Raw genomic sequence first — 24,059 nt, 5'->3', positions numbered from 1 at the left:
TCACTTGACGCGCATCACCTTCGCGCGCGTGCCGTAGCCCTTGATGCCCATGTACCAGGCATTGCCGATCACGCTCGGCGAGATCACCACTTCGGGATGGGTCTTGCGCACGCCGGCGAGGCTGGCCTCGTCGATCTGGCGCCACACCTGCCCGTTGTCGAGCGTGTACGTACGGCCCATCGCGAACCCGCGGAACTCGCCGGTGATCGCCGACTTCACCGGCTCGGACGAGCCGAAGTTGAAGAAGCCGCGGTTCTCGTCCTCGACCTTCTTCTTCGCGGCGACGGCAGCCTTCGCGGTTTCCGTTTCGATCGTGCGGCCGAGCCAGGTGTTGAGGCTCGCGAGTTCCTGCGGCGACAGCTTGTTTAGCCCCGCGGCCTTGAACTGCTCCGGCGTCATCTGCTGCTCGATCGGCGGCGCGGCGTGCGCCGCAAGCGAGGCGCAGGCCAACGCGACGGCGAGGACGAGGGCGCGCGAACGGGCAAGGGCCATGAACTGTTCCTCCGGACGGATGCCGGCTAGTGTAGATCGCTCCGTCCCGGCTTTTCGATGAACGCGCCGCGCCCTCCGACGACGCACCGCCTCGCCGATGCGCTCGCCCTTCCCGCCGCGGGTGCGCTCGGTGCGGCCCTGCGCGACGCCCTGGCCACCGCGGAGGCGCCCGCGCTCGACGACGACGGGTGGGCGCGCGTGGACTCCACGCTCGGCTCGCTGGCCGTGCTCGGCGCCGATGGCGAAGTCATCGCGGCGTCGCTCGTGCACGACTGGCCGGGCCTCGCGGCTGCGCTCGGCGAGACGTTCATGTCGCGCTTTCCCGCCGTCGCCGCGCTGGTCGAGGGCCAGCGGGCCGCCGAGCCGGTCTGGACGCTGCATGCGCGGCATCCGGGCGGCCGCGGCAGCGAAGGCCTGCGCCGGCTACTGCTCGCGATGGTGCGCGACCTGCGCGTCGTGCCGATCCTGCTGGCGCGCCAGCTCGCGCGCATGCGGCTGGCCGCGTCGTTGCCGGAAAACGAACGCCGCGCACTTGCGGCATTGACGCGCGACATCCACGCACCGCTCGCGAACCGGCTCGGCATCTGGCAGCTCAAGTGGGAGCTGGAGGACCTCGCGTTCCGCTTCCTCGAGCCCGCGACGTACCAGCAGATCGCGCGCCTGCTCGACGAGAAGCGCGTCGCGCGCGAGCAGTACATCGAGAGCGTCAAGTCGACGCTGCGCGAGGCGCTGGAGGCGCAGGGCATCCATGCCGACGTGGCCGGCCGCCCCAAGCACATCTAGTCCATCTGGAAGAAGATGCAGCGCAAGCACGTCCCGATCGGCGAGCTCTACGACCTGCGCGCGGTGCGCGTGCTGGTCGACGACGTGGCGGCCTGCTACGCGGCCCTCGGCATCGTGCATGCGACGTGGGTGCCGATCCCGAGCGAGTTCGACGACTACATCGCGCGGCCCAAGCGCAACGATTACCGCTCGTTGCACACCGCGGTGGTCGGGCCGGAAGGCAAGACGCTGGAAGTGCAGATCCGCACGCACGACATGCACCGGCAGGCCGAGCTCGGCGTCGCCGCGCACTGGAAGTACAAGGAAGGAGGCGGACCCGGCGGCGCCAGCGCCACGGCCAGCGCCGCGTTCGAACGCAAGATCGCGTGGATGCGCCGCCTGCTGGAAAGCGCGGGCGAGGAGGGCGCGCTCGCGGGCGAACTCGACAGCGAATTGCTCGAGGACCGCGTCTACGTGCTGACGCCCAAGGGCGAGGTCGTCGACCTGCCGGCGGGCGCGACGCCGCTCGATTTCGCCTACCACGTGCATACGGACGTGGGGCATCGCTGCCGCGGCGCGAAGGTCGACGGCCGCATCGTCCCGCTCGACCACAAGCTGCGCAGCGGCGACCACGTCGAGATCCTCACCGGCAAGGTGTCGGAGCCGCGGCGCGACTGGCTCGTCGCGTCGAACGGCTTCCTCGCCAGCCCGCGCTCGCGCGAAAAGGTGCGCACGTGGTTCAACCGGCTCGACCGTGCGCGCAACGAACAGGCCGGACGCGAGATGCTGGAAAAGGAGCTGCGCCGGCTGTCGCTGCTCAACGCGAGCCTCGCGCCGGCGCGCGACCGCTTCCATGCGGCGACCGATGCCGACCTGTTCGTGCTGGTCGCGCTCGGCGACGTCGGGCCGCACCAGGTCGGGCGCGTGCTGCTGGAGCACGAGCGCGCGACGCGCGAGCCGGTCGCGGCCACGCCGGCGCCGGCTCCGGCCGTACGCAAGCCGCGCGGCGGGCGGGCGAGCGAGTTCACCGTCGAGGGGGTCGGCAACCTGCTCGTGCAGATCGCGCGCTGCTGCCAGCCGCTGCCGGGCGAGGCGATCGCCGGCTATCTCACGCGGGCCCGCGGCGTGAGCGTGCATCGCCCCGACTGCGCCGCGTTCCAGCGGCTCGCCGCGGCCGAGCCGCAACGCGTCCTGCCGGTGGAATGGCGACGGGGCGGCAGCGCCTACGACGTGGGCGTCGAGCTGGTCGCGCTCGACCGCAAGTGGCTGCTCAAGGAAGTCACCAACGTCGTCGCGCAGGCCGGCGTCGCCCTGACCGCTATGAATACCGAGCACGTTCGCGGCGGCACGCAGGTGGTCCTGCAGCTGCGGTTGCGCGTGGCCGACTACGGCCAGCTGACCGACGTGCTCGGCAAGCTCGCCGCGCTGCCCGGCGTGGAGCAGGCGCGGCGCGCCTGAACTCAGTCCGTTCCGAGCGCGCGCCGCACTGCGTCGCGCGCGGCATCCGCCGAAAAGTGGCGCCGCACGTTGTCCAGGCCGTGGGCCGCCAGCCGCGACCACAGCGCTTCGTCGTCGTAGAGGCGCAGCAGCGCGTCGGCGAACGCGTCGGGCGCGTCGGCGACGAGCACGTCCTCGCCGTCGCGCAGGTGCATGCCTTCGACGGCGCAGGACGTCGCGACCACCGGCTGCCCGTGCGCCATGCTGAGGTTCACCTTGCCCTTGACGCCCGCGCCGAAGCGCAACGGCGCGATTGCGATGCGGGCGCCGTCCATGAACGGATCGAGGTCGGGCACGTGCCCGTGCACGCGAATGCCTCCGACCGACGACAGCGTCGCGATCTCGGGCGGCACGTCGGCGCCGATGCAGTGGAACACGAGATCCGGTCGTCGTGCGTGCACCGTCGGCCACACGTCGCGGGCGAACCACAGCACCGCGTCGACGTTCGGCGGATGGCGGAAGCCGCCGACGAACACGACGTCGCGGCGTTGCGCGAACGGCAGGCCCGGCCCGGCGACCTCGTGCACGTTGGACACGACTTCGACCCGCGCCTGCGGCGCTTCCTGCGCGAGCAGCGCGCGCTCGACCTCGCTGACCACGAGCGTGACGTCGCTGCGACGGATGACGTCCAGCTCCAGGTCGCGGGTGCGGGCGGCGGTGCGCAGCGCCTGGACGTCGCCGCTCGCCTCCGCGCCGCGCCGCTCGCGCAGGAAGTGCAGGTCGACGGTGTCGAACAGCAGACGCGCGCGTGGCGCGTGCTGGCGCACCAGGGGCAGGAATTCACGGGCCACGTAGTGCCGGCACAGGATCACCGCATCGAAACGCGGGCCGTGGCGGCGGAACCAGGCGGGGGGACGCGGCGCGTAGGGCGCATGCCAGGCTTCGACGCCCAACGCCTGGAGTGCCTGCGTCGCGGCGCCGGCGTCCCGGCGGTTGGCCGGCAGGAACACCACATGCCACCCGTCGTCCATCAGCAGCCGCATCAGGTTCACGAGCCGCAGCGAGCCCGAGTCGCGCGTGGTGTCCGGCGTCAGCGCGTCGATCACGAGCAGCGTGGGCTTCACCGGCCAGGCCGCGGCGTCGACGTCGCCGCCGGGGGCGGGCTGGGATGCGAGCGCCGGCGCCCACTTCGCGGCGAACGTGCCGCGATTGGCCACCTGGTAGGACTTCATGCCCTGGGTGACGTCGGTACCCGATGTCACGCCCTCGCAATGGACCACGCGAGAGGCGGCCTGGTAGCGCACGCCCAGCCCGAGCGAACGCACGCCGAAGGCGAGGTCGGTGTCCTCGTAATAGGCCGGCGCGTAGCGGGCATCGAAGCCGCCCAGTCGCTCGAAGACCGAGCGCGGCACGGCGATCGCGGCGCCGGAGCAGTAATGCGCGTCGCGGGCATAGGCGTAGCGGGGGTCGGCAGGATCGCCGAACTTGCCGTAGTTCCAACCGCTTCCGTCGTTGAACACGAGGCCGCCGGCTTCCTGGAGCCGGCCGTCGGGATACAGCAGCTGCGCGCCGACGAGGCCGGTGCCGGGGCGCGTCTCGAAGGTGGCGAGCAAGGCCTCGAGCCAGCCGGGCTGTGGGACCGTGTCGTTGTTGAGGAATACGAGCGTGTCGCCGCGCGCGAGCGAGGCCCCGTCGTTGCAGGCGGCGATGAATCCACCGTTCTGCGCGCGACGGTGGTAGCGCAGGCCGTCGATGCGCGGGAGGCAGGCCGGCGTCTCGTCGGTGGAGCCATCGTCCACCACGATCACCTCGTGCGGCGTCGACGGCGGATGGGCGGCCAGCGCGCGCAGGCAGTCGAGCGTATGGGCGAACTGGCCGTATACGGGGATGACGATGCTGACCCGCGGTGCGTCGGACGTGTCGAGCGCGAACGGCGCGAACGGTGACCGTGGCGGCGCGTAGAGCGAGGCGGCGGGCACGACCGGTCGCGGGTGCAGGTGGTCGCGCACGCGCGTCCAGGTGCCGCCGAGGCCACGTGCACGCAGGCTGATGCCGGTGCGGCGGAGCAAACCCAGGACGCGGAAGAAGGAGAAGCGGACCCCGGCCCAGGTCATCGGGCGACGCTCGTCGACATCGGGAACTGCCCTCCAACTCCGCGTGAACCGCCCCCGCGGCCCGACCGGCCGGCACGGGCGCCTGCGCTAGACTCGCGGCAGGCGGGCGGAAGCCCTTCATTCTCGCATTCCGTGGCCCGAATCGATTACGACGAAGACGACGACACCGCCGATGCCGGCGGCCGGCCGGGCTGGCGCCGCCGACTGCTGACCGCGGCCCTCGTGGTCGTCGGGCTCGCGCTGGGCTTCCTGATCCCGTACGTGACCTACCTCAACCACGAGGTCAGCCAGCGCTTCGGCCAGTTGCAGTGGCAGCTCCCCACGCGCGTCTACGCGCGTCCGCTCGAGCTCGCGCCGGGCCTGGCGCTCGATGCCGCCACGCTCAAGACCGAGCTCGACGCGGCGGGCTACCGTGCCGGCGACGGGCGCCGCGAAGGCAGCTACGCCCAGCAGGGCGGGCGCTGGCTCATCGCCAGCCGCGGGTTCCACGACGTCGACGGCGTCGTGCCGGCGCGCCGAATCGAGGTGCAGCTGTCGGGCGGCCGCGTGATCTCCGTCCGCGACGCCGCGGCACGGCGCACGCTCCGCGCGCATCGCCTCGATCCCGCGCGCATCGCCACGCTCTACGGACAGAAGCAGGAAGAGCGCCGACTGGTGCGCATCAACGAGGTCCCGGACCTGCTGGTCACCGGCCTGCAGGCGGTCGAGGACCGCGACTTCAACCATCACATCGGCATCGACTTCTCCGGCCTGGCGCGTGCGGTGCTGGTCAACGTGCGCAGCGGCGAGAAGCGCCAGGGCGCGAGCACGCTGACGCAGCAGCTCGCGCGCAGCGGCCTGCTCGGCATCGGGCAGGAGCAGACCTTCAGCCGCAAGTTCAAGGAAATCATCTACGCGCTGCTGATCGACGCCCGCTACGAGAAGAGCACGATCCTCGAGGCGTACTTCAACCAGGTCTACCTCGGCCAGCACGGCTCGCAGGCGATCCGCGGCGTCGCCGCCGGCGCCGAGTTCTGGTTCGGCCGCGACCTGAAGGACCTGTCGACCGAGCAGATCGCGCTGCTGATCGGCATCGTGCGCGGCCCGTCGTACTACGACCCGCGCAGCCATGCCGACCGCGCGCTCGAGCGCCGCAACTTCGTGCTCGACAAGATGCTCGAGACCGGCCTGATCGACCAGCGCGAGCACGATCGCGCCTCGAAGGCGCCGCTGGGCGTCACGCCGAACCCCACCACGCTCGCGCCGAACCGCTTCCCGGCCTACGTGGACCTGGTGCGGCGCCAGCTCTCGCGCGACTACCCGTCCGAGGGTCTTGTCGGCGCGGGTCTCAGCGTGATGACGGGCATGTCGCCGTCGGCCCAGGCCTATGCCGAAGGCGCGGTGACCAAGACGCTGCGTCAGCTGGCCTCGAAGAACCGCCCGACGCTGGAGGCCGGCGTCGTGGTCACCGACGTGCACCGGGGCGAGGTCGTCGCCGCGGTGGGCGCGCGCGAGTTCACCGAGCACGGCTTCAATCGTGCGGTCGAGGCACAGCGCCCGGTGGGCTCGCTGCTCAAGCCCTTCGTCTACCTGCTGGCGCTGGCCGAACCGTCGAAGTGGTCGCTCGCGAGCTACGTCGAGGACGCACCGATCACGGTGCGGATCCCGGGCAGCAAGCCGTGGTCGCCGGGCAATTCGGACGGTCGCAGCCACGGCACCGTACGCCTCGTCGACGCGCTCGCGCAGTCGATGAACCAGGCGACGGTGCGGGTTGGCATGCAGGTGACGCCGCAGCGGCTCGCCGACCTCATCCGCACGCTCGCCGGCATCGAGGTCGAGGGCAACGTCAATCCGTCGCTGATCCTGGGCGCGATCGACCAGAGCCCGTACGCGATGGCGCAGCTGTACCAGTTCCTCGCGTCCGGCGGCCAGATCCAGCCGCTGCGCGCCGTGCGCGGCGTGCTGGACGCGAACGGCCGCGCGCTCAACCGTTACGACAAGCCGTCCGCGCCGGCGCAGCCGGGCGACGCGGTCGCGGCGCGCCTGGTGACCTACGGCATGCAGCAGGTGGTCAATCGCGGCACCGCCCACCAGCTCATCGCGGACGGACGCGGCGGCCTGTCGCCCGCCGGCAAGACCGGTACCTCGAACGACGGCCGCGACAGCTGGTTCGCGGGCTTCACCGGCGACCACCTCGCTGTCATCTGGGTCGGCAACGACCAGAACAAGATGACCGGGCTCTACGGCGCGACCGGCGCGATGCGCGTCTGGTCGTCGCTGTTCGCGCGCCTGCCGTCGGCGCCGCTGGTGATTCCGGAAGACGGCATCGACTGGGAATGGGTCGCCGGCAGCCACACCACCGACCCGGGCTGCCCGGGCTCGGCGCGCTTTCCGTTCGTGCCGGGGTACGCGCCGGATCGCGTCGCCTGCCCGTACGGCTCGCCGGCCGCGCCGGCCGAAGGCGGCGACGCCGCGCCCGAGCAGGACCAGGGCGGCGGGTTCTGGGATTCGCTGTTCGGCGGCGGTCGACCGGCCGACCCCGACCCGGCCAAGCGCGTACCGCCGCCGGCGCCCGCCGCGCCCGCGCCGCCGGTGGACGACGGCCGATGAAGCGGGTCGCCGCCGTTGCGCTGCTCGCTCTGGCCGGCTGCGCGACGACCGCGCCGTCTCCGCCGCCGTCGGCGGTACCGACATTCGATGCGGCCGCGCGGGTCGCCGCCGTGCGCGCCGCGGGCGCGAGCGTCGCCTCCGAGGTCGACGTGCAGCCGCTGCAGGATCCGCAGGTGGCCGACCTGCGCGAGCAGGCGCGGCGCGACGAGCAGGCGGGGCGCCTGCCGGAGGCGGCCGCGGCGCTCGATCGCGCACTGGCCGAGCGGCCCGCCGACCCCGTGCTGCTGCAGGAGCTCGCGGAACTGGCGCTGCTGCAGCACCGCCCCGACGCCGCCTTCGATTTCGCGCGGCGGTCGCATGCGGTCGGCCCTGCGGTCGGCCCCCTGTGCCGTCGCCCGCTGGAAATGCTGGTCCAGGTCGAGCGCCTGCGCGCCGCGTCGGGCGACGTCGCCGCCGCCGCGCGGGCCGACGCGTTCGGACGCGAACGCGACGCCTGCACGCTGAAGCCGCCGCCGCGCTACTGACATGACGACGTCCCGCCTGGCCGACGCGAGCCGTGCCGTGCTCGCCGACGGCGGGTCGCTGTCGCGCGAGATCGACGGCTTCCGCCCGCGTCCCGCGCAGCAGGATCTTTCCGCCGCGATCGCCGACGCGTTCGATGCGCGCGGCGTGCTGCTGGCTGAGGCCGGCACCGGCACCGGCAAGACGTTCGCCTACCTCGTGCCCGCGCTGCTGTCGGGCAAGAAGACGATCATCTCGACCGGCACCCGCGCGCTGCAGGACCAGCTCTACCACCGCGACCTGCCGCGCGTGCGCAACGCGCTGGGCGTCGGCCACAAGAGCGCGCTGCTGAAGGGGCGCGCCAACTACCTCTGCCACTACCGCATGCGCCAGGCGCAGGGCGAGCCGCGTTTCGCGACACGCGAGCAGGCCGCGCAGTTCCAGCGCATCGTCGCGTGGTCGGGCCGCACCCGCATGGGAGACCTCGCCGAGCTCGAGGAGCTGGCCGAGGACTCGCCGCTGCACGCGCTGGTGACCAGCACGGCGGAGAACTGCCTCGGCACCGAATGCCCGTTCTTCCAGGAGTGCTTCGTGGTCGCGGCCCGCCAGCGCGCGCAGGCCGCCGACGTCGTGGTCGTCAACCACCACCTGCTGCTCGCCGACCTCGCGCTCAAGCAGGAGGGCTTCGGCGAGATCCTGCCGGGCGCGGAAGCGTTCGTGATCGACGAGGCCCACCAGCTGCCGGAACTCGCCGCGCAGTTCTTCGGCGAATCGCTGAGCGCCCGGCCGCTCGTCGAACTTTCGCGCGATGCGCTGCTCGAGTGCCGCCAGGTGGCCTCGGCGCTCGCCACGGTGCAGGAGCCAGCGCGTGATCTGGAGCACCGCGTGCGCCTGCTGCGAAACGCGATGGATGAGCTGCCGGTGCGCGGCACGCGCCGGCGCGCGCAGGAGGTGCCGGCCGTCGAGGACGCCTTCGACGCGCTCGACGATTCGCTCGCTGCGCTGCAGGACGCGCTGCGTCCGCTCGCGTCGACGTCGCCGGGCTTCGACAGCTGCCTCGCGCGCGCCAACGAGTTCCGTGAGCGGCTCTCGCGCTGGCGCAACGAGGTCGACCACGATGCGGCCGTCGAGGTCGACGACGCCGACGAGGGCGATTCCGATGCTGCCGACGCGCCCGGGAAGAAGAAGCGCAGCGATGGCAGCGTGCTCTGGTACGAACTGACGGCGCGCGGCTTCCGTCTCTCGCGCACGCCGCTCGACGTCGCCGGCCCGCTCGCGCAGCACCGCGCGCGTTCGCAGGCAGCGTGGGTGTTCACCTCCGCGACGCTCGCGGTCGGCGGCCGCTTCGAGCACTTCTCCATCAAGCTCGGCCTATGGCAGCCGCAGACGATGCTCGCGCCCAGCCCGTTCGACTGGGGCTCGCAGGCGCTGTGCTACGTGCCGAAGAACCTGCCCGAACCGTCGGCGCGCGATTACACCGCGGCCGTGATCGATGCCGTGCGTCCAGTGCTCGAAGCCTCGGGCGGCCGCGCCTTCCTGCTGTTCGCCTCGCACCGCGCGCTGCGCGAGTCCGCAGAATTGCTGAAGGACGGCCCGTGGCCGCTGTTCGTGCAGGGCGAGGCGCCGCGCTCGGTACTGCTCGATCGTTTCCGCGCCTCGGGCAACGGCGTGCTGCTGGGCGCCGCAAGCTTCCGGGAAGGAGTCGACGTGGCCGGCGATGCGCTGAGCGTGGTCGTCATCGACAAGCTGCCGTTCGCCGCGCCGGACGATCCGGTGTTCGAGGCGCGCCTCGACGCGATCCGCCGCAACGGCGGCGTGCCGTTCCGCGACGAACAGTTGCCGCAGGCGGTGATCGCGCTGAAGCAGGGCGTCGGCCGTCTGATCCGCACCGAGCGCGACCGCGGCGTGCTCGTGCTCTGCGACCCGCGCCTGGTGAACCGCCAGTACGGCAGCGTGTTCTTCAATTCGCTGCCGCCGTTCCCGAAGACGCGCAGCGTGCGCCACGTGCGCGAGTTCTTCGGCGTGACCGAATCCGCGCACGACCCGCAACAGCAGCTGCTCGGCGCGGGCTGACCTGCGAAGATCGCCCGATGAAACTGCTCGCCTTCGAAACCGCCACCGAAGCCTGCTCCGTCGCGCTCGCCGTCGATGGCGAGATCGTCGAACGCTTCGAGGTCGCCCCGCGCCGGCATGCGGAGCTTTCCCTGCCGTGGGCGGACGCCTTGCTCGCCGACGCCGGCATCGCGCGCGGCCAGCTCGACGCGATCGCGGTCGGTCGCGGTCCCGGCGCGTTCACCGGTGTTCGCCTCGCGATCGCGATCGCGCAGGGCGTGGCGCTCGGCCTCGATCGGCCGATCATCCCGGTGTCCACGCTCGCCGCGCTGGCGCTTCCCGCCGCGCTGGCGCACCCCAGCTCGCCGGTGCTGGCGGCGATCGATGCGCGCATGGGCGAGCTGTACGCCGCGTCCTATCGCTGGCGCGACGATGCGCTCGTCGCGATCGGGCCGGAAGCGCTGACGACCGGCGATCGCGTGCTGCTCGACGGCACGGGCTGGCGCGGCGTCGGCACCGGCTTCGCCGCGCAGGAGGGCGCGCTGGCGGGGCGCCTCGCGACGTCGCTCGCGGGCGTCGACGCGACGGCATTGCCGCACGCGGCGGACGTTGCGCGCCTGGCGTTGCGCAGCGGCGGTGGCGTCGCGGCCGAGCTCGTCGAGCCGGCCTACCTGCGCGACAACGTCGCGCTGACGCTGGTCGAACAGCAGGCCCTGCGGGATTCCAGAAAGTAGACGGCCGCGCGGGGCCGGGCCGACGCCGAACTCAGTCGTCGACCATCGCGCCTTCGGGCCGGAACCACCACGTGCGCGTGACGTGCAGGATGTCCGGATCCTCCTGCGTCTTCGGCAGCGGGGCGTACGGCTCGGCCATCCGTGCGATGCGCAGCGCGGCGGCATCGAGCGCCGGCACGCCGCTGGACTGCACGATGTCCGCGCGCTCCACGCTGCCGTTGCGGCGGATCGCGATGGTGATCACCACCATGCCCGACAGGTGGCGTCGGCGCGCCTCGTCGGGATAGTTGAGGTTGCCGACGCGCTCGACGCGGTCGACCCAGCTCCGCAGGTAGGTCGCCCAGACGTATTCCTGCGTGCTCGCGGAGACGAACTTGCGCTTCGGGCGCTTGGCGTAGCGCTGCGAGCGCAGGTGGATCTCGGCGGCCAGGCGCGCCATGCGTTCGTCGCGCTCGATCTTTTCCTCGCCCACGGGCGCGGGCGCCTCGGTGGGCGTCGGCGTGGCGCGCGACGGTGGCTGCGCCGCGACGCCGCGCGTGCTGCCGACGATGCGCGCCTGCGGCGGCGGGGCCGGTGCGGGCGACTGCGCGCGCAGCTCGCGCGGGGCGACGCCCGGATCCGCCTGCGGCGCCACGCCGCTCTGCGGCTCGCGCGGGCGCGTCGTCTTCTCGTGCTCGCCGCCGCCCTGGTTGCTGGCCTGCGCGAGGAAGTCGGCCTGCTTCGGCGTGAGAGCGCTCTGCGTCTCGGTGAAGATGACATCGAGCGTCGGGACCACCGGCGCCGCCTTCTCCGGCGCGAAGCCGACCGCCAGCAGCACGAACACGTGCAGGGCCAGCGACAGCGCGAGCGTGACGCCGAGCCGGCGCGATTCGATCGCCGACGGATCCTGCGCGGGCACCGCGACGCTCATGCGGTCAGCGCACCCGCGCCTCGATCGCGTCGAACAGCTGGCCGGCGATGTTCAGCCCGAACTGCTTGTCGAGCTCGCGGATGCAGGTCGGGCTGGTGACGTTGACCTCGGTCAGGTAGCCGCCGATCACGTCGAGCCCGACGAAGATCATGCCGCGTGCCTTCATGTCCGGGCCGACCTGGGCGGCGATCCAGCGGTCGCGGTCGCTGAGCGGGCGGCCCTCGCCGCGGCCGCCGGCGGCGAGGTTGCCGCGGAACTCGTCGCCCTGCGGGATGCGCGCCAGGCAGTAGTCCACCGGCACGCCGTCGACGAGCAGGATGCGCTTGTCGCCGTCGACGATCTCGGGGATGTAGCGCTGCGCCATGGCGAGATGGCTGCCGCCCTGCGTCAGCGTCTCGAGGATGACGGTGAGGTTGGGGTCGCCGGCGCGGGCGCGGAAGATCGACCGGCCGCCCATGCCGTCGAGCGTCTTGAGCACGGCGTCGCCGTGGTCGGCGACGAAGGCCTTCACCGCCGCGGCGTCGCGGGTGACCAGCGTGGGCGGGCAGCACTCGGGGAATTCGAGCGCGGTCAGCTTCTCGTTCATGTCGCGCAGGCCCTGCGGGTCGTTGACCACCAGGGCGCCGCAGCGCTGCGCAAGTCCGAGGATCTGCGTGTCGTGGACGTACTGTTCGTCGACCGGCGGGTCCTTGCGCATCAGCACGATGTGACCCGCGCCCAGTTCCACCTGTGACGGCTCTCCCAGATCGAACCATCGGGCCTCGTCATCGGCCACCCGCAGCGGCGCGATGCCGGCCACGGCGCGACCATCGCGCACCGACAGCCCGCCCGGCAGCACGTACAGCAGCCGGTGGCCGCGGCGCTGGGCTTCCAGCAGCATCGCGAAGGTGGAGTCCTTGGCGATCCTGATGGAGCCGATGGGGTCCATCACGACGACGATGTCGAGGGGCATGGCGCAAGCCGCGGTCGGGGTGGTCGATGGTAGCAGCGGGGCCGGCACGAACCTGACGCAAAGTGCCAGTTCTTCAGTTTTGTCGTGACCAAAATTGCCTGCTTGACAGCCCCCGCAGGGCTTGAAATAAAGGCTTTACGCGCCCGCCTCATGCGGCGCCGGGGGATTTACGAATGCAGGACGACGCCCGCAACGGCAGCTTGGGCGGCCTCAAGGTCATGGTCATCGACGACTCGAAGACCATTCGCCGCACGGCCGAGACGCTGCTCAAGCGAGAGGGCTGCGACGTGGTGACGGCCTCGGACGGCTTCGAGGCGCTGGCGAAGATCGCCGACCAGCAGCCCCAGATCATCTTCGTCGACGTGATGATGCCGCGGCTGGACGGTTACCAGACCTGCGCGCTCATCAAGAACAACCAGAACTTCCGCTCCACGCCCGTGATCATGCTGTCGTCCAAGGACGGCCTGTTCGACAAGGCGCGCGGTCGCATCGTCGGCTCGGAGCAGTACCTCACCAAGCCGTTCACCCGCGAAGAACTGCTCGACGCGATCCGCAAGCACGTCAACGCCTGACCGGGGGGTAGGGCACCAATGGCACGCATTCTCCTGATCGAGGACTCGCCGACCGAATCGGCGGTCATGGCGCAACTGCTCGAACGCAATGGCCACCAGGTCATGACGTCCGGCAGCGCCGAGGACGGCATCGAGACCTGCCGACGCGAACGTCCGGACCTCGTCCTCATGGACGTCGTCCTGCCGGGCATGAACGGCTTCCAGGCCACCCGCGCGCGGTCGCGCGACGCCGAGACGAAGACGATCCCGGTGCTGATCGTGAGCACCAAGGGCATGGACACCGACAAGGCGTGGGGCCTTCGCCAGGGCGCGAAGGACTACATCGTCAAGCCGCCGCGCGAGGACGAGCTGATCTCGCGCATCAACGAACTGCTGGGCGCCTGACGATGGACACCACGATGAGCCCGTTCGACGTGCTCGTCGACTACGAGCGCCGCTCGCTCGCGCACGTCGCGGGCCTGCCGGAGCAGCTCGACGCGCCCGGCCTGTGGCGCGGCGTCGGCTACCGGGTCGGCACGCGCCGGCTCGCGTCCGAGTTCGGCGAAGTCCGCGAAATCCTGACCGTCCCGCAGATCACGCCGGTGCCCGGCACGCAGCCGTGGATGCTGGGTGTCGCCAACGTGCGCGGCCAGCTGCTGCCGATCGTCGACATGAAGCAGTTCCTGGAAGGCGAGCGCACGGTGCTGCACGAATCGCTGCGCGTGCTGCTGGTGCGCCAGACCGGCGGCGACGTCGCCGTGCTCGTGGACGAACTGTTCGGCCAGCGTTCGTTCGTCGACGAGCAGATGCTCTCCGACGAGGACCTCGCGCCGCTCGCGCAGGGCCGCTACACGCACTTCCTCGATCGCGCCTACCGACTGGGCGAGCACGTCTGGGGCGTTTTCAGCCTCGACCGCCTCGCCCGCACTCCCGAATTCCGACACGCCGCCACCTGACGGCCAGCACGAAGACCTGAGGTTCAAAGCATGAGCACCATGATGGACAACGTCGCCGGCAAGGGCCGCGACATCAAGATCAACACCTGGGTGGCGTTGCTGGTCGGTTCGCTGGTCGTGCTCGGCGCGAACGTCGGCTACGCCTCGTACAAGGCCGGTCGGCTGAGCGGCGCCAGCACCTCGGCCTCGGACCTGCAGGTGCTCTCGCAGCAGCTCGCGGTGCGCGGCACCGAGGCGGTCGGCGGCAACGCCGAGGCGTTCAAGAGCTTCCGCTCCACCAAGGACACCATCGAGGCGGACGTCGCGCGCCTGCAGTCGGGCTACGGCGACGACAGCCGCGCCGGCTCGGCGGTGCGACAGGTCGCGGATACCTGGTCGAAGATCAAGCCGTCCGCCGACCAGGTGGTCGGGTCGGAGCAGGCGATCGTCGAGCTCGCCGGCCACGCCGACAAGTTCAACCAGAACCTGCCGAACTTCCAAGCCACGCTCGACGAACTTGTCCGCGCGATGTCGGCGTCGGGCTCGCCGTCCTCGCAGGTCTACATCGCGCTGCGCCAGGTCGTCGTCTCCGGGACCATGGCGCGCCGCATCGCGGAAATCCGCAGCGGCGGCTCGAACGCGCAGGTCGCCGGTGACGCGCTCGGCCGCGACGCCAACCTGTTCTCCACCGTGCTCAACGGCCTGCGCAAGGGCGACGACGCCAACAAGATCCTGCCGCTGACGGCCGGCCCGGCCGTGGCACAGCTCGCGCAGGTCGAGCAGCAGTGGGCGGGCATGAAGAAGGATCTCGACGCGATCACCGCGAGCTCGCGCAACCTCATCGGCGCGCAGCGCGCGGCGAACGAGATCACCAAGAACTCGGGCCAGATGCTCGACGACTCGCAGAAGCTGTTCGGCGCGTTCACCTCGATCGGTTCGGTCAAGGACACCAGCCTGCTCGGCAACATCTGGATTTCGATCGGCGCCGGTATCCTCACGCTGCTCTCGATCGCCGGCCTGCTCCTCGCCCTGAACAAGCAGCAGCAGCGTCGTTACGAAAGCACGAAGGAACTCAACGACCGTAACCAGGAGGCCATCATGCGCCTGCTGGACGAAATGGGTTCGCTCGCAGAAGGCGACCTCACGGTGAAGGCGACGGTCACGGAAGACATGACCGGCGCGATCGCGGACTCGATCAACTTCGCCGTCGAACAGCTTCGCAGCCTCGTGCAGACGATCACCGACACGTCGGTGCAGGTCGCGGCCCGCGCGCAGGAAACGCAGGCCACCGCCACGCAGCTCGCGGAAGCCGCGGAGCACCAGGCGCAGGAGATCGGCACGGCATCGGAAGCGATCAACGAAATCGCGCGATCGATCGACCAGGTCTCGAAGAACTCCGCGGAGTCCGCGGAGGTGGCGCAGCGCTCGGTGCAGATCGCGACCAAGGGCGCTGGCGTCGTGCGCCAGACGATCCAGGGCATGGACTCGATCCGCGACCAGATCCAGGAAACCTCGAAGCGAATCAAGCGCCTCGGCGAGTCGTCGCAGGAAATCGGCTCCATCGTCGAACTGATCAACGACATCTCGGAACAGACGAACATCCTCGCGCTGAACGCGGCAATTCAGGCGGCCTCGGCCGGTGAGGCGGGTCGCGGCTTCGCGGTCGTCGCCGACGAAGTGCAGCGACTCGCAGAGCGCGCGTCCAACGCGACGAAGCGAATCGAGACGCTGGTCCAGACGATTCAGAGCGATACCAACGAAGCGGTGTCGTCGATGGAACAGACGACCTCGGAAGTGGTCGCGGGTGCGCGCCTCGCCGAGGACGCGGGTACCGCGCTGGGCGAGATCGAAAAGGTCTCGACCGACCTGTCGAACCTCATTCAGGGCATCTCGCAGGCCGCCCAGCAGCAGTCGTTCGCAGCAACGAACATCACGCAGACGATGACCACGATTCAGTCGATCACCGCGCAGACCTCGCAGGGTGCGAGCCAGACGGCGGCCTCGATTGGAAATCTCGCGCAGCTGGCCGCGGACCTCCGCCGTTCGGTCGCCGACTTCAAGCTGCCGGCCTGATCGCGAACCGAACGAACCGACGAAATGAACCTGCACGCACCTGACCGCCGCTGCGGCGCGACCGCGCTCCCGAACGGGAGCGCTTCGCGCACCGATGCCCAGGCGCGAGGTGCACGATGATCGCGATGCGCGAAGTGATCGATACGACCACGCTCGGCTGGATCAAGCCGGAACTCGACGAGACCCTGCGCCAGGCGCGGCAGGAGATCGAGGCGTTCCTGGAGGATTCCGGCGATACCGCGCGCATGCGCGCCTGCGCCACGCTCCTGCACCAGGTGCGCGGCACGCTCCAGATGATCGAGCTCGACGCCCCGTCGATGGTCGCGTCGGAGATGGAGACGCTCGCGATCGCCGTGCAGAACGGCGAGGTCGCCGACCGTGACGAGGCCTGCGCGGCGCTGCTGCGAGGCGTCGTGCAGTTGCCCGACTACCTCGAGCGCCTGCAGGGCGGTCATCGGGACATCCCGATCGTCCTGCTGCCGCTGCTCAACGAGCTGCGCGCCGCGCGCGGCGCGGCGGGGCTGAGCGAAAGCATGCTGTTCGCGCCGGATCTCGAGCGCGCGGTGCCGGGTGCCGGCGGCGAAGGCGCGGGTGTCGACGCGCAGGTCGCGGCGCGCCTCTCGGCGGCGCTGGAAGCATGGCCTGAAAGCGGCGACCCGGCCGATGCCGGCGCGCTCGTCGATGCGATCGGTGCGCTCATGCGCGCCGCCGGTGGCGATGCGCTGCAGCGCCTGCTGTGGGTCGCCGAGGGCGTCGCCGCGGCGATCGCCGATGGCGCCATGCCGACCAGCCGTGGCCTGCGCCAGGCGTTCGCGGCCGTGGACCAGGCCGTGCGCGACGCATCCGCCGACGGCATGTCGATGTCGCCGGAGGCAGCGGCCGACGCAACGCGCCAGCTGCTCTATCACGTGGCGCACAGCGGCGCCTCCCATCCGCGCCTCGACGACATCCGCGAAACCTTCGAGCTGGACGCCCAGCGTCCCAGCGAGAGCGAACTCGCGCATGCGCGCGGTTCGCTCAGCGGCCGCAACCGCGCGCTGCTCGACACCGTGTCGGCCGCGATCAAGGAAGACCTGATGCGCGTCAAGGACGCGCTCGACATCCATCTGCGCACCGGCCGCATCGACGTGGCCGAACTGAAGCCGCAGGTCGAGGCGCTGACCCAGGTCGGCGACACGCTCGGCATGATGGGGCTGGGAACGGCGCGCGGCGTCGTGCTGCAGCAGCGCGACGCGATGGCGGACGTCGTCGAAGGCCGGCGCCCGGCCGACGAGCACGCGCTTCTCGACATCGCCGGCGCGCTGCTCTACGTCGACGCGTCGCTCGACGACCAGGTCGCACGCCTCGGCCTCGAGGATGCGGAGGAGGACGGCGGCGCGCTCGCGCGCGAGTCCCGCAAGGTCCTCGACATCGTCGTACGCGAAGCCATCGCCAACTTCGGCGATGCGCGCCAGTCGTTCGTTGCGTTCGTCGAGACCGCGTGGGACCACGCCGAGCTCGCCGAAGTGCCGCGCCTGCTCGACGAAGTCGCCGGTGCGATGCGCATGGTGCAGATGCAGGCCCCGGCCGGCTATCTGGACGCCATCGCGCGCTACGCCCAGCAGGAACTGATCGACCGTCGCCACGTGCCGACGGGTGCCGAGCTCGACGCGCTTGCCGACGCGCTCGCCAGCCTCGAGTACTTCCTCGAAGCGCTGCGCGACCAGCGACCGAACCGCGACGGCATGCTCGACATCGCGAAGGCCAGCCTCGCGTCGCTGCACTACTGGCCGGTGCCTGCGCCAGCGTCCATCGACGCCGCGCCCGCGATCGCCGCCGAACCCGCGGTCGACGCCGCCATCGCCGAGGTACTGCACCCTGAGGCGCTGGACGCGTCGGCGGAGCCGCTCGCGACCGACGCGCACGATGAGCAAGTGCTCGCGCACATCGCCGAGTCGCTCGCGGTCGTCGACCTGCAGGCGCGCGAGGAGGACACCCCGGTCGTGCACGAGCCCGTGGCGATCGACGCCGCCGCCGTGGATGCGATCGAGCCCGTGCGCATGGACGCCGTCCCGTCGACGGGCGGCACCGTGTTCGGCGGCTTCGAGGCCAATGCCGACATCGACGACGACATTCGCGAGGTCTTCCTCGAGGAACTGTCGGAGGAGATGGACAACCTGGCGTCGATGCTGCCGGCCTGGAAGGCGATGCCGACCGATCTCGACCGCCTGCGCCCGGTCCGCCGCGTCTTCCACACGCTGAAGGGCAGCGGCCGACTCGTCGGCGCGCGCGTGCTCGGCGAGTTCAGCTGGAAGATCGAGAACATGCTCAACCGCGTGCTCGACGGCACGCGGCCGCCCACGCCGGCCGTGGCGGCGATCATCGACCACGCGGTCGCAACGCTGCCCCAGTTCCACGCCGCGCTTGCGGGGCAGGCGTCGGTCACCGCCGACCTCGCTGGTTACGAAGCGATCGCCGATCGGTTGGAGAAGGGCGAGGAAGCCTTCTACACCGGCGAAGGATTCGTGGCCGCCGCCGAGGTGCCGGTCGTTGCCGCGCCGGCGCCCGCGCCGGTCCCAATGGAAGAGCTCGGCGAGCCCGCCTACGTCGACCCGGTCCTGCTCGAGATCCTCGCGACCGAAGTCGATGGCCACCTGGCCACGATCGACGAATGGCTGGAACTCGCGCGCCGCCAGCCCCAGCCGGCGGAAGATCGCCTGCAGCGGTCGATCCACACGCTCAACGGTGCGTTCGCGATGACCGAGGTGCCGGTGATCCCGGGCATCACCGGTCCGACCGAGGCCTACATCAAGCGCCTGCTCGCCGCCGGCACCGCCGCCACGCCTGAAGGCATCGAGGCGATCGCCGACGTCGCTGCCGCGATCCGTGGCACGCTCGCGCGCCTACAGGCCGACCGGCCGCACGTGCCGCGTTTCGAGGGACTTGCCGAGCGCGTCGCAGCGCTGCGCGACAGCCTGCCGGATACGCGCGCCGCGACAGCGATGGACCCGGTGGACGCATCGGCCGAAACCGACTTCGCGGAACTGGAGGAAGCGCAGCTCGAGGCCGAGCGTCTGGAAGCGGCACGCATCGAAGCGGAGCGCCTCGCGACCGAGCAAGCGGAGATCGAGCGACTCGCCGCCGAAGAGGCCGCGCGCGCCGAAGCCGAGCGTATCGCCGCAGAAGAGACCGAACGCGCTGCGGCCGAAGAAGCCGCGCGGATGGAAGCGGAGCGCCTCGCCGCGGAGCAGGCCGAGGCCGAACGCATCGCCGCCGAGGACGCCGCGCGCGCCGAAGCGGAGCGTCTCGCTGCGGAGGAAGCCGAACGCGCTGCCGCCGAGGACGCGGCGCGGATCGAGGCGGAGCGCCTGGACGCCGAGCGGCTCGCCGCGGAGCAGGCCGAAGCGGAGCGACTCGCCGCCGAAGACGCCGCACGCGCCGAAGCGGAGCGTCTGGCCGCCGAGGAAGCCCACGCGATCGAACAGGCCCGTCTGGCGGAACTGGACGAGGCCCAGCGTCACGAAGAAGAGCGTCTGGCCGCGGAACGCGCCGAAGCCGAGCGCGTGGCCGCCGAGCAGGCCGTCCGCGAAGAGGCCGAGCGCCTCGAAGCCGAACGCATCGCCGCGGAACGCGCCGAAGCCGAGCGACTCGAAGCCGAACGCATCGCCGCCGAGGAAGCGGAGGCCCAGCGTCTGGAGGCCGAGCGCCTCGAGGCCGAGCGTGTCGAGCAGGAGCGCTTGACGGCCGAACAGGCTGAAGCCGAACGCCTGGAAGCCGAACGGGTCGAAGCAGAACGCCTCGAACAGGAGCGGTTGGAAGCCGAGCGGCTCGAACAGGAGCGCCTCGCCGCCGAACAGGCCGAGGCCGAGCGGATCGCCGCCGAGGCCGCCGAAGCCCGCCGGATCGAGGAGGAGCGCCTGGCCGCGGAACGCGCCGAGCGCGAACGCATCGAAGCCGAGCGTGCCGAGGCCGAGCGCGTCGAGCGCGAGCGTGAGGAATCCGCGCGTCGCGAGCAGGCGCGCATCGAAGCGCAGCGCGCCGAGGCCGAGCGTCTCGAACGCATCGCCGCCGAGCAACGCATGGCCGAGCAGGTCCGCGCGGCGATCGCCGCCGCTGCCGCGGCCGTCGACTCCGGCGAGGCGATGCCGTCGCACGTGGTCGACGAAGCCGACCCCGAGACGGCGCTCGACCTGACCGGCCTGGACCCGGAACTCGTCGACATCTTCGTCGAGGAAGGCGGCGACCTGCTCGACCATTCCGACGGCCTGCTCGCGCAACTGCGCCAGCAGCCGGAGGACCGCGAGACGCTGGCGGGCCTGCAGCGCGACCTGCATACGCTCAAGGGCGGCGCGCGCATGGCCGGCATCATGGCCGTGGGCGAACTCGGCCACGTCATGGAGTCGCTGCTCGAAGCGGTGGTCGACCATCGCAGCGAGCTCGGCCGCGACGGCGTGCCGCTGCTGGAGCGCGGTTTCGACCGGCTCCACGCGATGATCACCCGCGTCGGCCAGCGCCAGGCGATCGGCATGCCGCTGGCGTTGATCGCGCACTTCGAAGCGCGTGCACGCGGCGAGCGCCTGCCGTTGCCTGCCGACATCGCTGCCGCGCCCGAGGCCGTGCAGATGCCGGCGCCGGTCGCCGAGCTCACCCCGCTGTCCGCGCCGATCGGCGAGCAGCCGCACCTGCTCGCGGACGACGAGGACATCGCGGTGCGCGCGCCGCAGGAACAGGTGCGCATCCGCGCCGACCTGCTCGACCGGCTCGTCAACTACGCGGGCGAGGTCGCGATTTACCGCGCCCGCCTCGAGCAGCAGCTCGGCGCGTTCCGTTCCGCGATCGCGGAAATGGAAGCGACGAACACGCGTATGCGCGACCAGCTGCGCCGCCTCGAGATCGAGACCGAAGCGCAGATCGTCGCGCGCTACCAGCGCGAGGACGCCGCCGAGGCGTCGTTCGACCCGCTGGAGCTCGATCGCTTCTCGACCCTGCAGCAGCTGACCCGCGCGCTCTCGGAGTCCGCGGCCGACCAGACCTCGCTGCAGACCACGTTCGACGACCTGACGCGCCAGTACGAAACCCTGCTGCTGCAGCAGTCGCGCGTGTCGTCCGAGCTGCAGGAAGGCCTCATGCGCACCCGCATGGTGCCGTTCGACGGCCTGCTGCCGCGCCTGCGCCGCGTCGTGCGCCAGGCGTCCGGCGAACTCGGCAAGCAGGTCGTGCTGCGCCTGGAAGGCACGCAGGGCGAGCTGGACCGCAACGTGCTGGAGCGCATGACCGCGCCGCTGGAGCACATGCTCCGCAACGCGGTCGCGCACGGCCTGGAGTCCACCGACAAGCGCGTCGCGGCCGGCAAGCCCGAGGAAGGCACCATCCGCATCGCGGTGCGCCGCGAGGGTTCGGAAGTCGTGCTGGAAGTCGGCGACGACGGCCGCGGCCTGGATCGCGACGCGATCCGCCGGCGCGGCATCGAGCGCGGGCTGATCCACAGCGACGCCGCACTCGCCGATTCCGACCTCGACATGCTGATCTTCGAGCCGGGCTTCTCGACGGCGGACGAAGTCAGCCGCCTCGCCGGTCGCGGCGTCGGCATGGACGTGGTCGCCTCGGAAGTGCGCCAGCTCGGCGGCACGATCGACATCCACACCACCACCGGCCGTGGCACGACGTTCGTCCTGCGCCTGCCGCAGACGCTCGCCGTCACGCAGGCGGTGTTCGTGCGCATCGGCGAGACCACGTTCGCGGTGCCGATCGCCTCGGTCCGCGGCGTCGGCCGCATCTCGCGCGACGACCTCGCGACGGCGATCGACAACGAGGACGGCGGCAACTTCCGCTACGGCGGCGAGGACTACGCGGTCCACGACCTCGGTCGCCTGCTGGGCGGTACGCCGGCGAAGGCCGAAGGCCTGCTGCAGGTACCGCTGCTGCTGATCCGCGCGGGCGACCTGCGCGCCGCGGTCACGGTCGACCAGGTCATCGGCAACCGCGAAATCGTGGTCAAGCCGGTCGGCCCGCAGGTCGCCTCGGTTCCGGGCATCTTCGGCGCGACGATCATGGGCGACGGCCGCGTGGTCGTGATCCTCGACGTCGCCCCGCTGGTGCGCCGCCAGGCCGCGCTGCCGCGCGGTTTCGTCGAGCCGCCGATGCCGGTGGTCGAGAAGCGCGCCGTGCCGCTGGTGATGGTGGTCGACGACTCGGTGACGATGCGCAAGGTCACCGGCCGCGTGCTCGAACGCCACGGCTACGAAGTCGCCACGGCGAAGGACGGCATCGACGCGCTGGAACGCATGGCCGAGCGCGTGCCCGACCTGATGCTCCTGGACATCGAAATGCCGCGCATGGACGGCTACGAGCTCGCCGCGGCGATGCGCAGCGACTCGAGGCTGCGCGACGTGCCGATCATCATGATCACGTCGCGTACCGGCGAGAAGCACCGCCAGCGCGCGTTCGAGCTCGGCGTGCAGCGCTACCTCGGCAAGCCGTACCAGGAGCCGGAACTGATGCGCAACGTCAACGAGCTGCTGGACCGGGTGCATGCGCATGAGTGAGACGGGCCGTCGCGTCGCCCTGCTGGCCCGACCGGGCACCGCGCGTGACTGCGTGCGCAACGCGTTGCTCGAGGTCGGCGCCGACATCGTGGCCGAAGAGGATCCGGGCTCCGCATCGGCCGAGGCCATCCGCGGCACGGCGCCCGAGGTGCTGATGATCGTGCTCGACGCGGTGAGCGAGAACGCGCTCGACCGTTTCGACAGCATGCTCGGCGACCCGGCGATCGAAGTGATGTTCGAGGAGGCCGACGTCGCCGCCTCGCGCGACGGCTGGGAAGCGGCGCGCTGGCGCCGGCACCTCGCCGCCAAGCTGCACCATCGCGACGACGTGCTGCCGCCGGTCGCGGGCGCCGACCTGGTGCCTGCCACCGACGCCCTGTCGATGCAGCTCGAAGAGCTGATCGCGGTCGACGAGGACGGCGACGTCATCCCGGCCGCCGTGCCCGAGTCCGCGACGGCTGGGCAGGATTTCGCCATCTTCGACCCGGTCGCGGCCGAGGGCGACGGCGGCGGCAGCGACTACAGCCTGACGCTGCACGGGCTTGAACTCGAGACCGATCCGGCCGGCGATCTGCCGCCGGTGACGGGCCCGGATTTCACCGCGACGGATTTCGATCCGTTGCTGGCCGAGCTCGATGCCGAGCTTCCCGACGTGCCGCTGCCCGATGTCTCGCCTCTCCCCGAGGTCGAGTGGCAGGGCGGCCTCGTGGAGGACTTCATCGCCGTCGACGCGGTGTCGCAGGAGGACGTGGCGCCGGCGCCGGCCGCCGTCGCCGAGCCGAGGATCAGCTTCGGCGAGCTCAGCCTCGCGGACGACGCGGCGCCACCCGCCGTGGCGCACACGGCCGGGCCGCGACATGATCTGGGCGATCTCGAGCGGCGCATCGCCTCGCTCGAACTCGTGGACGACACGCGCGAAGGCGTCGTGCTGGTGCTTGCGGGCATCGGCGGCCCGGATGCCGTGCGCCAGTTGCTCGGCGGGATTCCCGCCCGGTTCGAGCGCGCGATCCTGATCCGCCAGCGCCTGGACGGCGCGCGCTACGACAAGCTTGTCGCGCAGCTGCAGCGGGCATCGGCATTGCCGGTGTCGCTGGCGGAAGCGGGCACGGTTCCGCAGCGCGGCCACATCTACATCCTGGGCGATGACGTCGGGCTCGACGCCAAGGGCGCCTTCGCCACGGCATCGGGCGACACGCTGTTGCGTCAGTTGCCGGCCGTGGGCAGCGCCGTGATCGTCCTGAGCGGCGCCGACCCGTCCCTGACCGACGCCGTCGCGGCACTCGCCGGCCAGGGCACCTTCGTCGGCGCGCAGGCGCCCGACGGCTGCTACGACGCCGCGGCCGCCGATGCGGTCGCCGCACGCGGCGGCACCCGTGCGCCGCCGTCCGAACTCGCTGCAATGCTCGCCGGCCGCTGGGGCCGCTGAGGGGGAA

General features: G+C 71.4%; 14 protein-coding genes and 1 pseudogene. 11 read left to right on the top strand and 4 right to left on the bottom strand.

The genetic code is table 11. From position 1 onward, the window contains the following. The gene (locus E4F61_RS01280) at positions 1-492 is read right to left on the bottom strand and encodes a hypothetical protein (RefSeq protein ID WP_133477533.1); all 492 of its coding nucleotides are present in this window, start codon (positions 490-492) and stop codon (positions 1-3) included. Between the two features lie 57 nt (positions 493-549). Between E4F61_RS01280 and E4F61_RS01275 the strand changes: the two are divergent. Further along, positions 550-2,712 (top strand): annotated as a pseudogene (locus tag E4F61_RS01275) (RelA/SpoT family protein). 2 nt (positions 2,713-2,714) lie between these two features. On the opposite strand, the gene E4F61_RS01270 reads toward E4F61_RS01275, so the two are convergent. After that, positions 2,715-4,805 (bottom strand): glycosyltransferase, encoded by a 2,091-nt coding sequence (locus tag E4F61_RS01270; RefSeq protein WP_133477532.1) that lies wholly within the window; start codon positions 4,803-4,805, stop codon positions 2,715-2,717. A 132-nt stretch (positions 4,806-4,937) separates the two neighbouring features. On the opposite strand from E4F61_RS01270, the gene mrcB reads away from it, so the two are divergent. Genes mrcB through tsaB form a run of 4 tightly spaced genes read left to right on the top strand, consistent with a single transcriptional unit; the run spans position 4,938 to position 10,681 of the window. Further along, entirely contained in the window at positions 4,938-7,394 is a 2,457-nt protein-coding gene (mrcB, locus tag E4F61_RS01265) for a penicillin-binding protein 1B (RefSeq protein WP_133477531.1), read from the top strand. Further along, positions 7,391-7,918, top strand: coding sequence for a hypothetical protein (locus tag E4F61_RS01260; RefSeq protein WP_133477530.1), 528 nt, complete (start codon positions 7,391-7,393; stop codon positions 7,916-7,918). The genes mrcB and E4F61_RS01260 overlap by 4 nt, the downstream gene beginning before the upstream one ends. Before the next feature lies 1 nt (position 7,919). Continuing rightward, positions 7,920-9,968 (top strand): DNA repair helicase YoaA, encoded by a 2,049-nt coding sequence (gene yoaA / locus E4F61_RS01255; RefSeq protein WP_133477529.1) that lies wholly within the window; start codon positions 7,920-7,922, stop codon positions 9,966-9,968. A 17-nt stretch (positions 9,969-9,985) separates the two neighbouring features. Beyond that, positions 9,986-10,681, top strand: a complete 696-nt coding sequence (tsaB, locus tag E4F61_RS01250) for a tRNA (adenosine(37)-N6)-threonylcarbamoyltransferase complex dimerization subunit type 1 TsaB (RefSeq protein ID WP_133477528.1) — start codon at positions 9,986-9,988, stop codon at positions 10,679-10,681. A 31-nt stretch (positions 10,682-10,712) separates the two neighbouring features. Here the strand turns inward: tsaB and E4F61_RS01245 are convergent, their stop codons facing one another. Continuing rightward, positions 10,713-11,591, bottom strand: coding sequence for an energy transducer TonB (locus E4F61_RS01245; protein ID WP_133477527.1), 879 nt, complete (start codon positions 11,589-11,591; stop codon positions 10,713-10,715). 4 nt (positions 11,592-11,595) lie between these two features. Then, positions 11,596-12,543 (bottom strand): glutathione synthase, encoded by a 948-nt coding sequence (gshB, locus tag E4F61_RS01240; RefSeq protein ID WP_133477526.1) that lies wholly within the window; start codon positions 12,541-12,543, stop codon positions 11,596-11,598. 173 nt (positions 12,544-12,716) lie between these two features. Here gshB and pilG point away from each other — a divergent pair, with 173 nt between their 5' ends. The 6 genes from pilG (at position 12,717) to E4F61_RS01210 (ending at position 24,052) form a co-directional block, all read left to right on the top strand. Then, positions 12,717-13,115: a twitching motility response regulator PilG gene (pilG, locus tag E4F61_RS01235; protein WP_133477525.1), complete on the top strand. Its 399-nt coding sequence runs from the start codon at positions 12,717-12,719 to the stop codon at positions 13,113-13,115. An 18-nt stretch (positions 13,116-13,133) separates the two neighbouring features. Next, entirely contained in the window at positions 13,134-13,499 is a 366-nt protein-coding gene (locus E4F61_RS01230) for a response regulator (RefSeq protein ID WP_133477524.1), read from the top strand. Between the two features lie 14 nt (positions 13,500-13,513). Beyond that, positions 13,514-14,050: a chemotaxis protein CheW gene (locus E4F61_RS01225; RefSeq protein WP_133477523.1), complete on the top strand. Its 537-nt coding sequence runs from the start codon at positions 13,514-13,516 to the stop codon at positions 14,048-14,050. A gap of 30 nt (positions 14,051-14,080) precedes the next feature. Next, a complete protein-coding gene (locus E4F61_RS01220) occupies positions 14,081-16,102 on the top strand; it encodes a methyl-accepting chemotaxis protein (RefSeq protein WP_133477522.1) in 2,022 nt (673 codons plus the stop codon). 116 nt (positions 16,103-16,218) lie between these two features. After that, complete coding sequence (locus E4F61_RS01215; RefSeq protein ID WP_133477521.1) at positions 16,219-22,626, top strand: hybrid sensor histidine kinase/response regulator; 6,408 nt, start codon at positions 16,219-16,221, stop codon at positions 22,624-22,626. Continuing rightward, positions 22,619-24,052, top strand: coding sequence for a chemotaxis protein CheB (locus E4F61_RS01210; protein ID WP_133477520.1), 1,434 nt, complete (start codon positions 22,619-22,621; stop codon positions 24,050-24,052). Before E4F61_RS01215 ends, E4F61_RS01210 begins: the two co-directional genes overlap by 8 nt. Positions 24,053-24,059 lie beyond the last annotated feature (7 nt).

Source organism: Cognatilysobacter segetis (assembly GCF_004359965.1).
Classification (GTDB): domain Bacteria; phylum Pseudomonadota; class Gammaproteobacteria; order Xanthomonadales; family Xanthomonadaceae; genus Cognatilysobacter; species Cognatilysobacter segetis.
The sequence above is the reverse complement of the archived record's forward strand: the minus strand, read 5'-3'. Positions and strand labels throughout refer to the sequence as shown.

Excerpts from the sequence above, each read along its gene's own strand:
- E4F61_RS01280 (WP_133477533.1), bottom strand. The coding sequence starts at position 492 with ATGGCCCTTGCCCGTTCGCGCGCCCTCGTCCTCGCCGTCGCGTTGGCC.
- E4F61_RS01270 (WP_133477532.1), bottom strand. The coding sequence starts at position 4,805 with ATGACCTGGGCCGGGGTCCGCTTCTCCTTCTTCCGCGTCCTGGGTTTG.
- E4F61_RS01260 (WP_133477530.1), top strand. The coding sequence starts at position 7,391 with ATGAAGCGGGTCGCCGCCGTTGCGCTGCTCGCTCTGGCCGGCTGCGCG.
- yoaA (WP_133477529.1), top strand. The coding sequence starts at position 7,920 with ATGACGACGTCCCGCCTGGCCGACGCGAGCCGTGCCGTGCTCGCCGAC.
- tsaB (WP_133477528.1), top strand. The coding sequence starts at position 9,986 with ATGAAACTGCTCGCCTTCGAAACCGCCACCGAAGCCTGCTCCGTCGCG.
- E4F61_RS01245 (WP_133477527.1), bottom strand. The coding sequence starts at position 11,591 with ATGAGCGTCGCGGTGCCCGCGCAGGATCCGTCGGCGATCGAATCGCGC.
- gshB (WP_133477526.1), bottom strand. The coding sequence starts at position 12,543 with ATGCCCCTCGACATCGTCGTCGTGATGGACCCCATCGGCTCCATCAGG.
- pilG (WP_133477525.1), top strand. The coding sequence starts at position 12,717 with ATGCAGGACGACGCCCGCAACGGCAGCTTGGGCGGCCTCAAGGTCATG.
- E4F61_RS01230 (WP_133477524.1), top strand. The coding sequence starts at position 13,134 with ATGGCACGCATTCTCCTGATCGAGGACTCGCCGACCGAATCGGCGGTC.
- E4F61_RS01225 (WP_133477523.1), top strand. The coding sequence starts at position 13,514 with ATGAGCCCGTTCGACGTGCTCGTCGACTACGAGCGCCGCTCGCTCGCG.
- E4F61_RS01220 (WP_133477522.1), top strand. The coding sequence starts at position 14,081 with ATGAGCACCATGATGGACAACGTCGCCGGCAAGGGCCGCGACATCAAG.
- E4F61_RS01215 (WP_133477521.1), top strand. The coding sequence starts at position 16,219 with ATGATCGCGATGCGCGAAGTGATCGATACGACCACGCTCGGCTGGATC.
- E4F61_RS01210 (WP_133477520.1), top strand. The coding sequence starts at position 22,619 with ATGAGTGAGACGGGCCGTCGCGTCGCCCTGCTGGCCCGACCGGGCACC.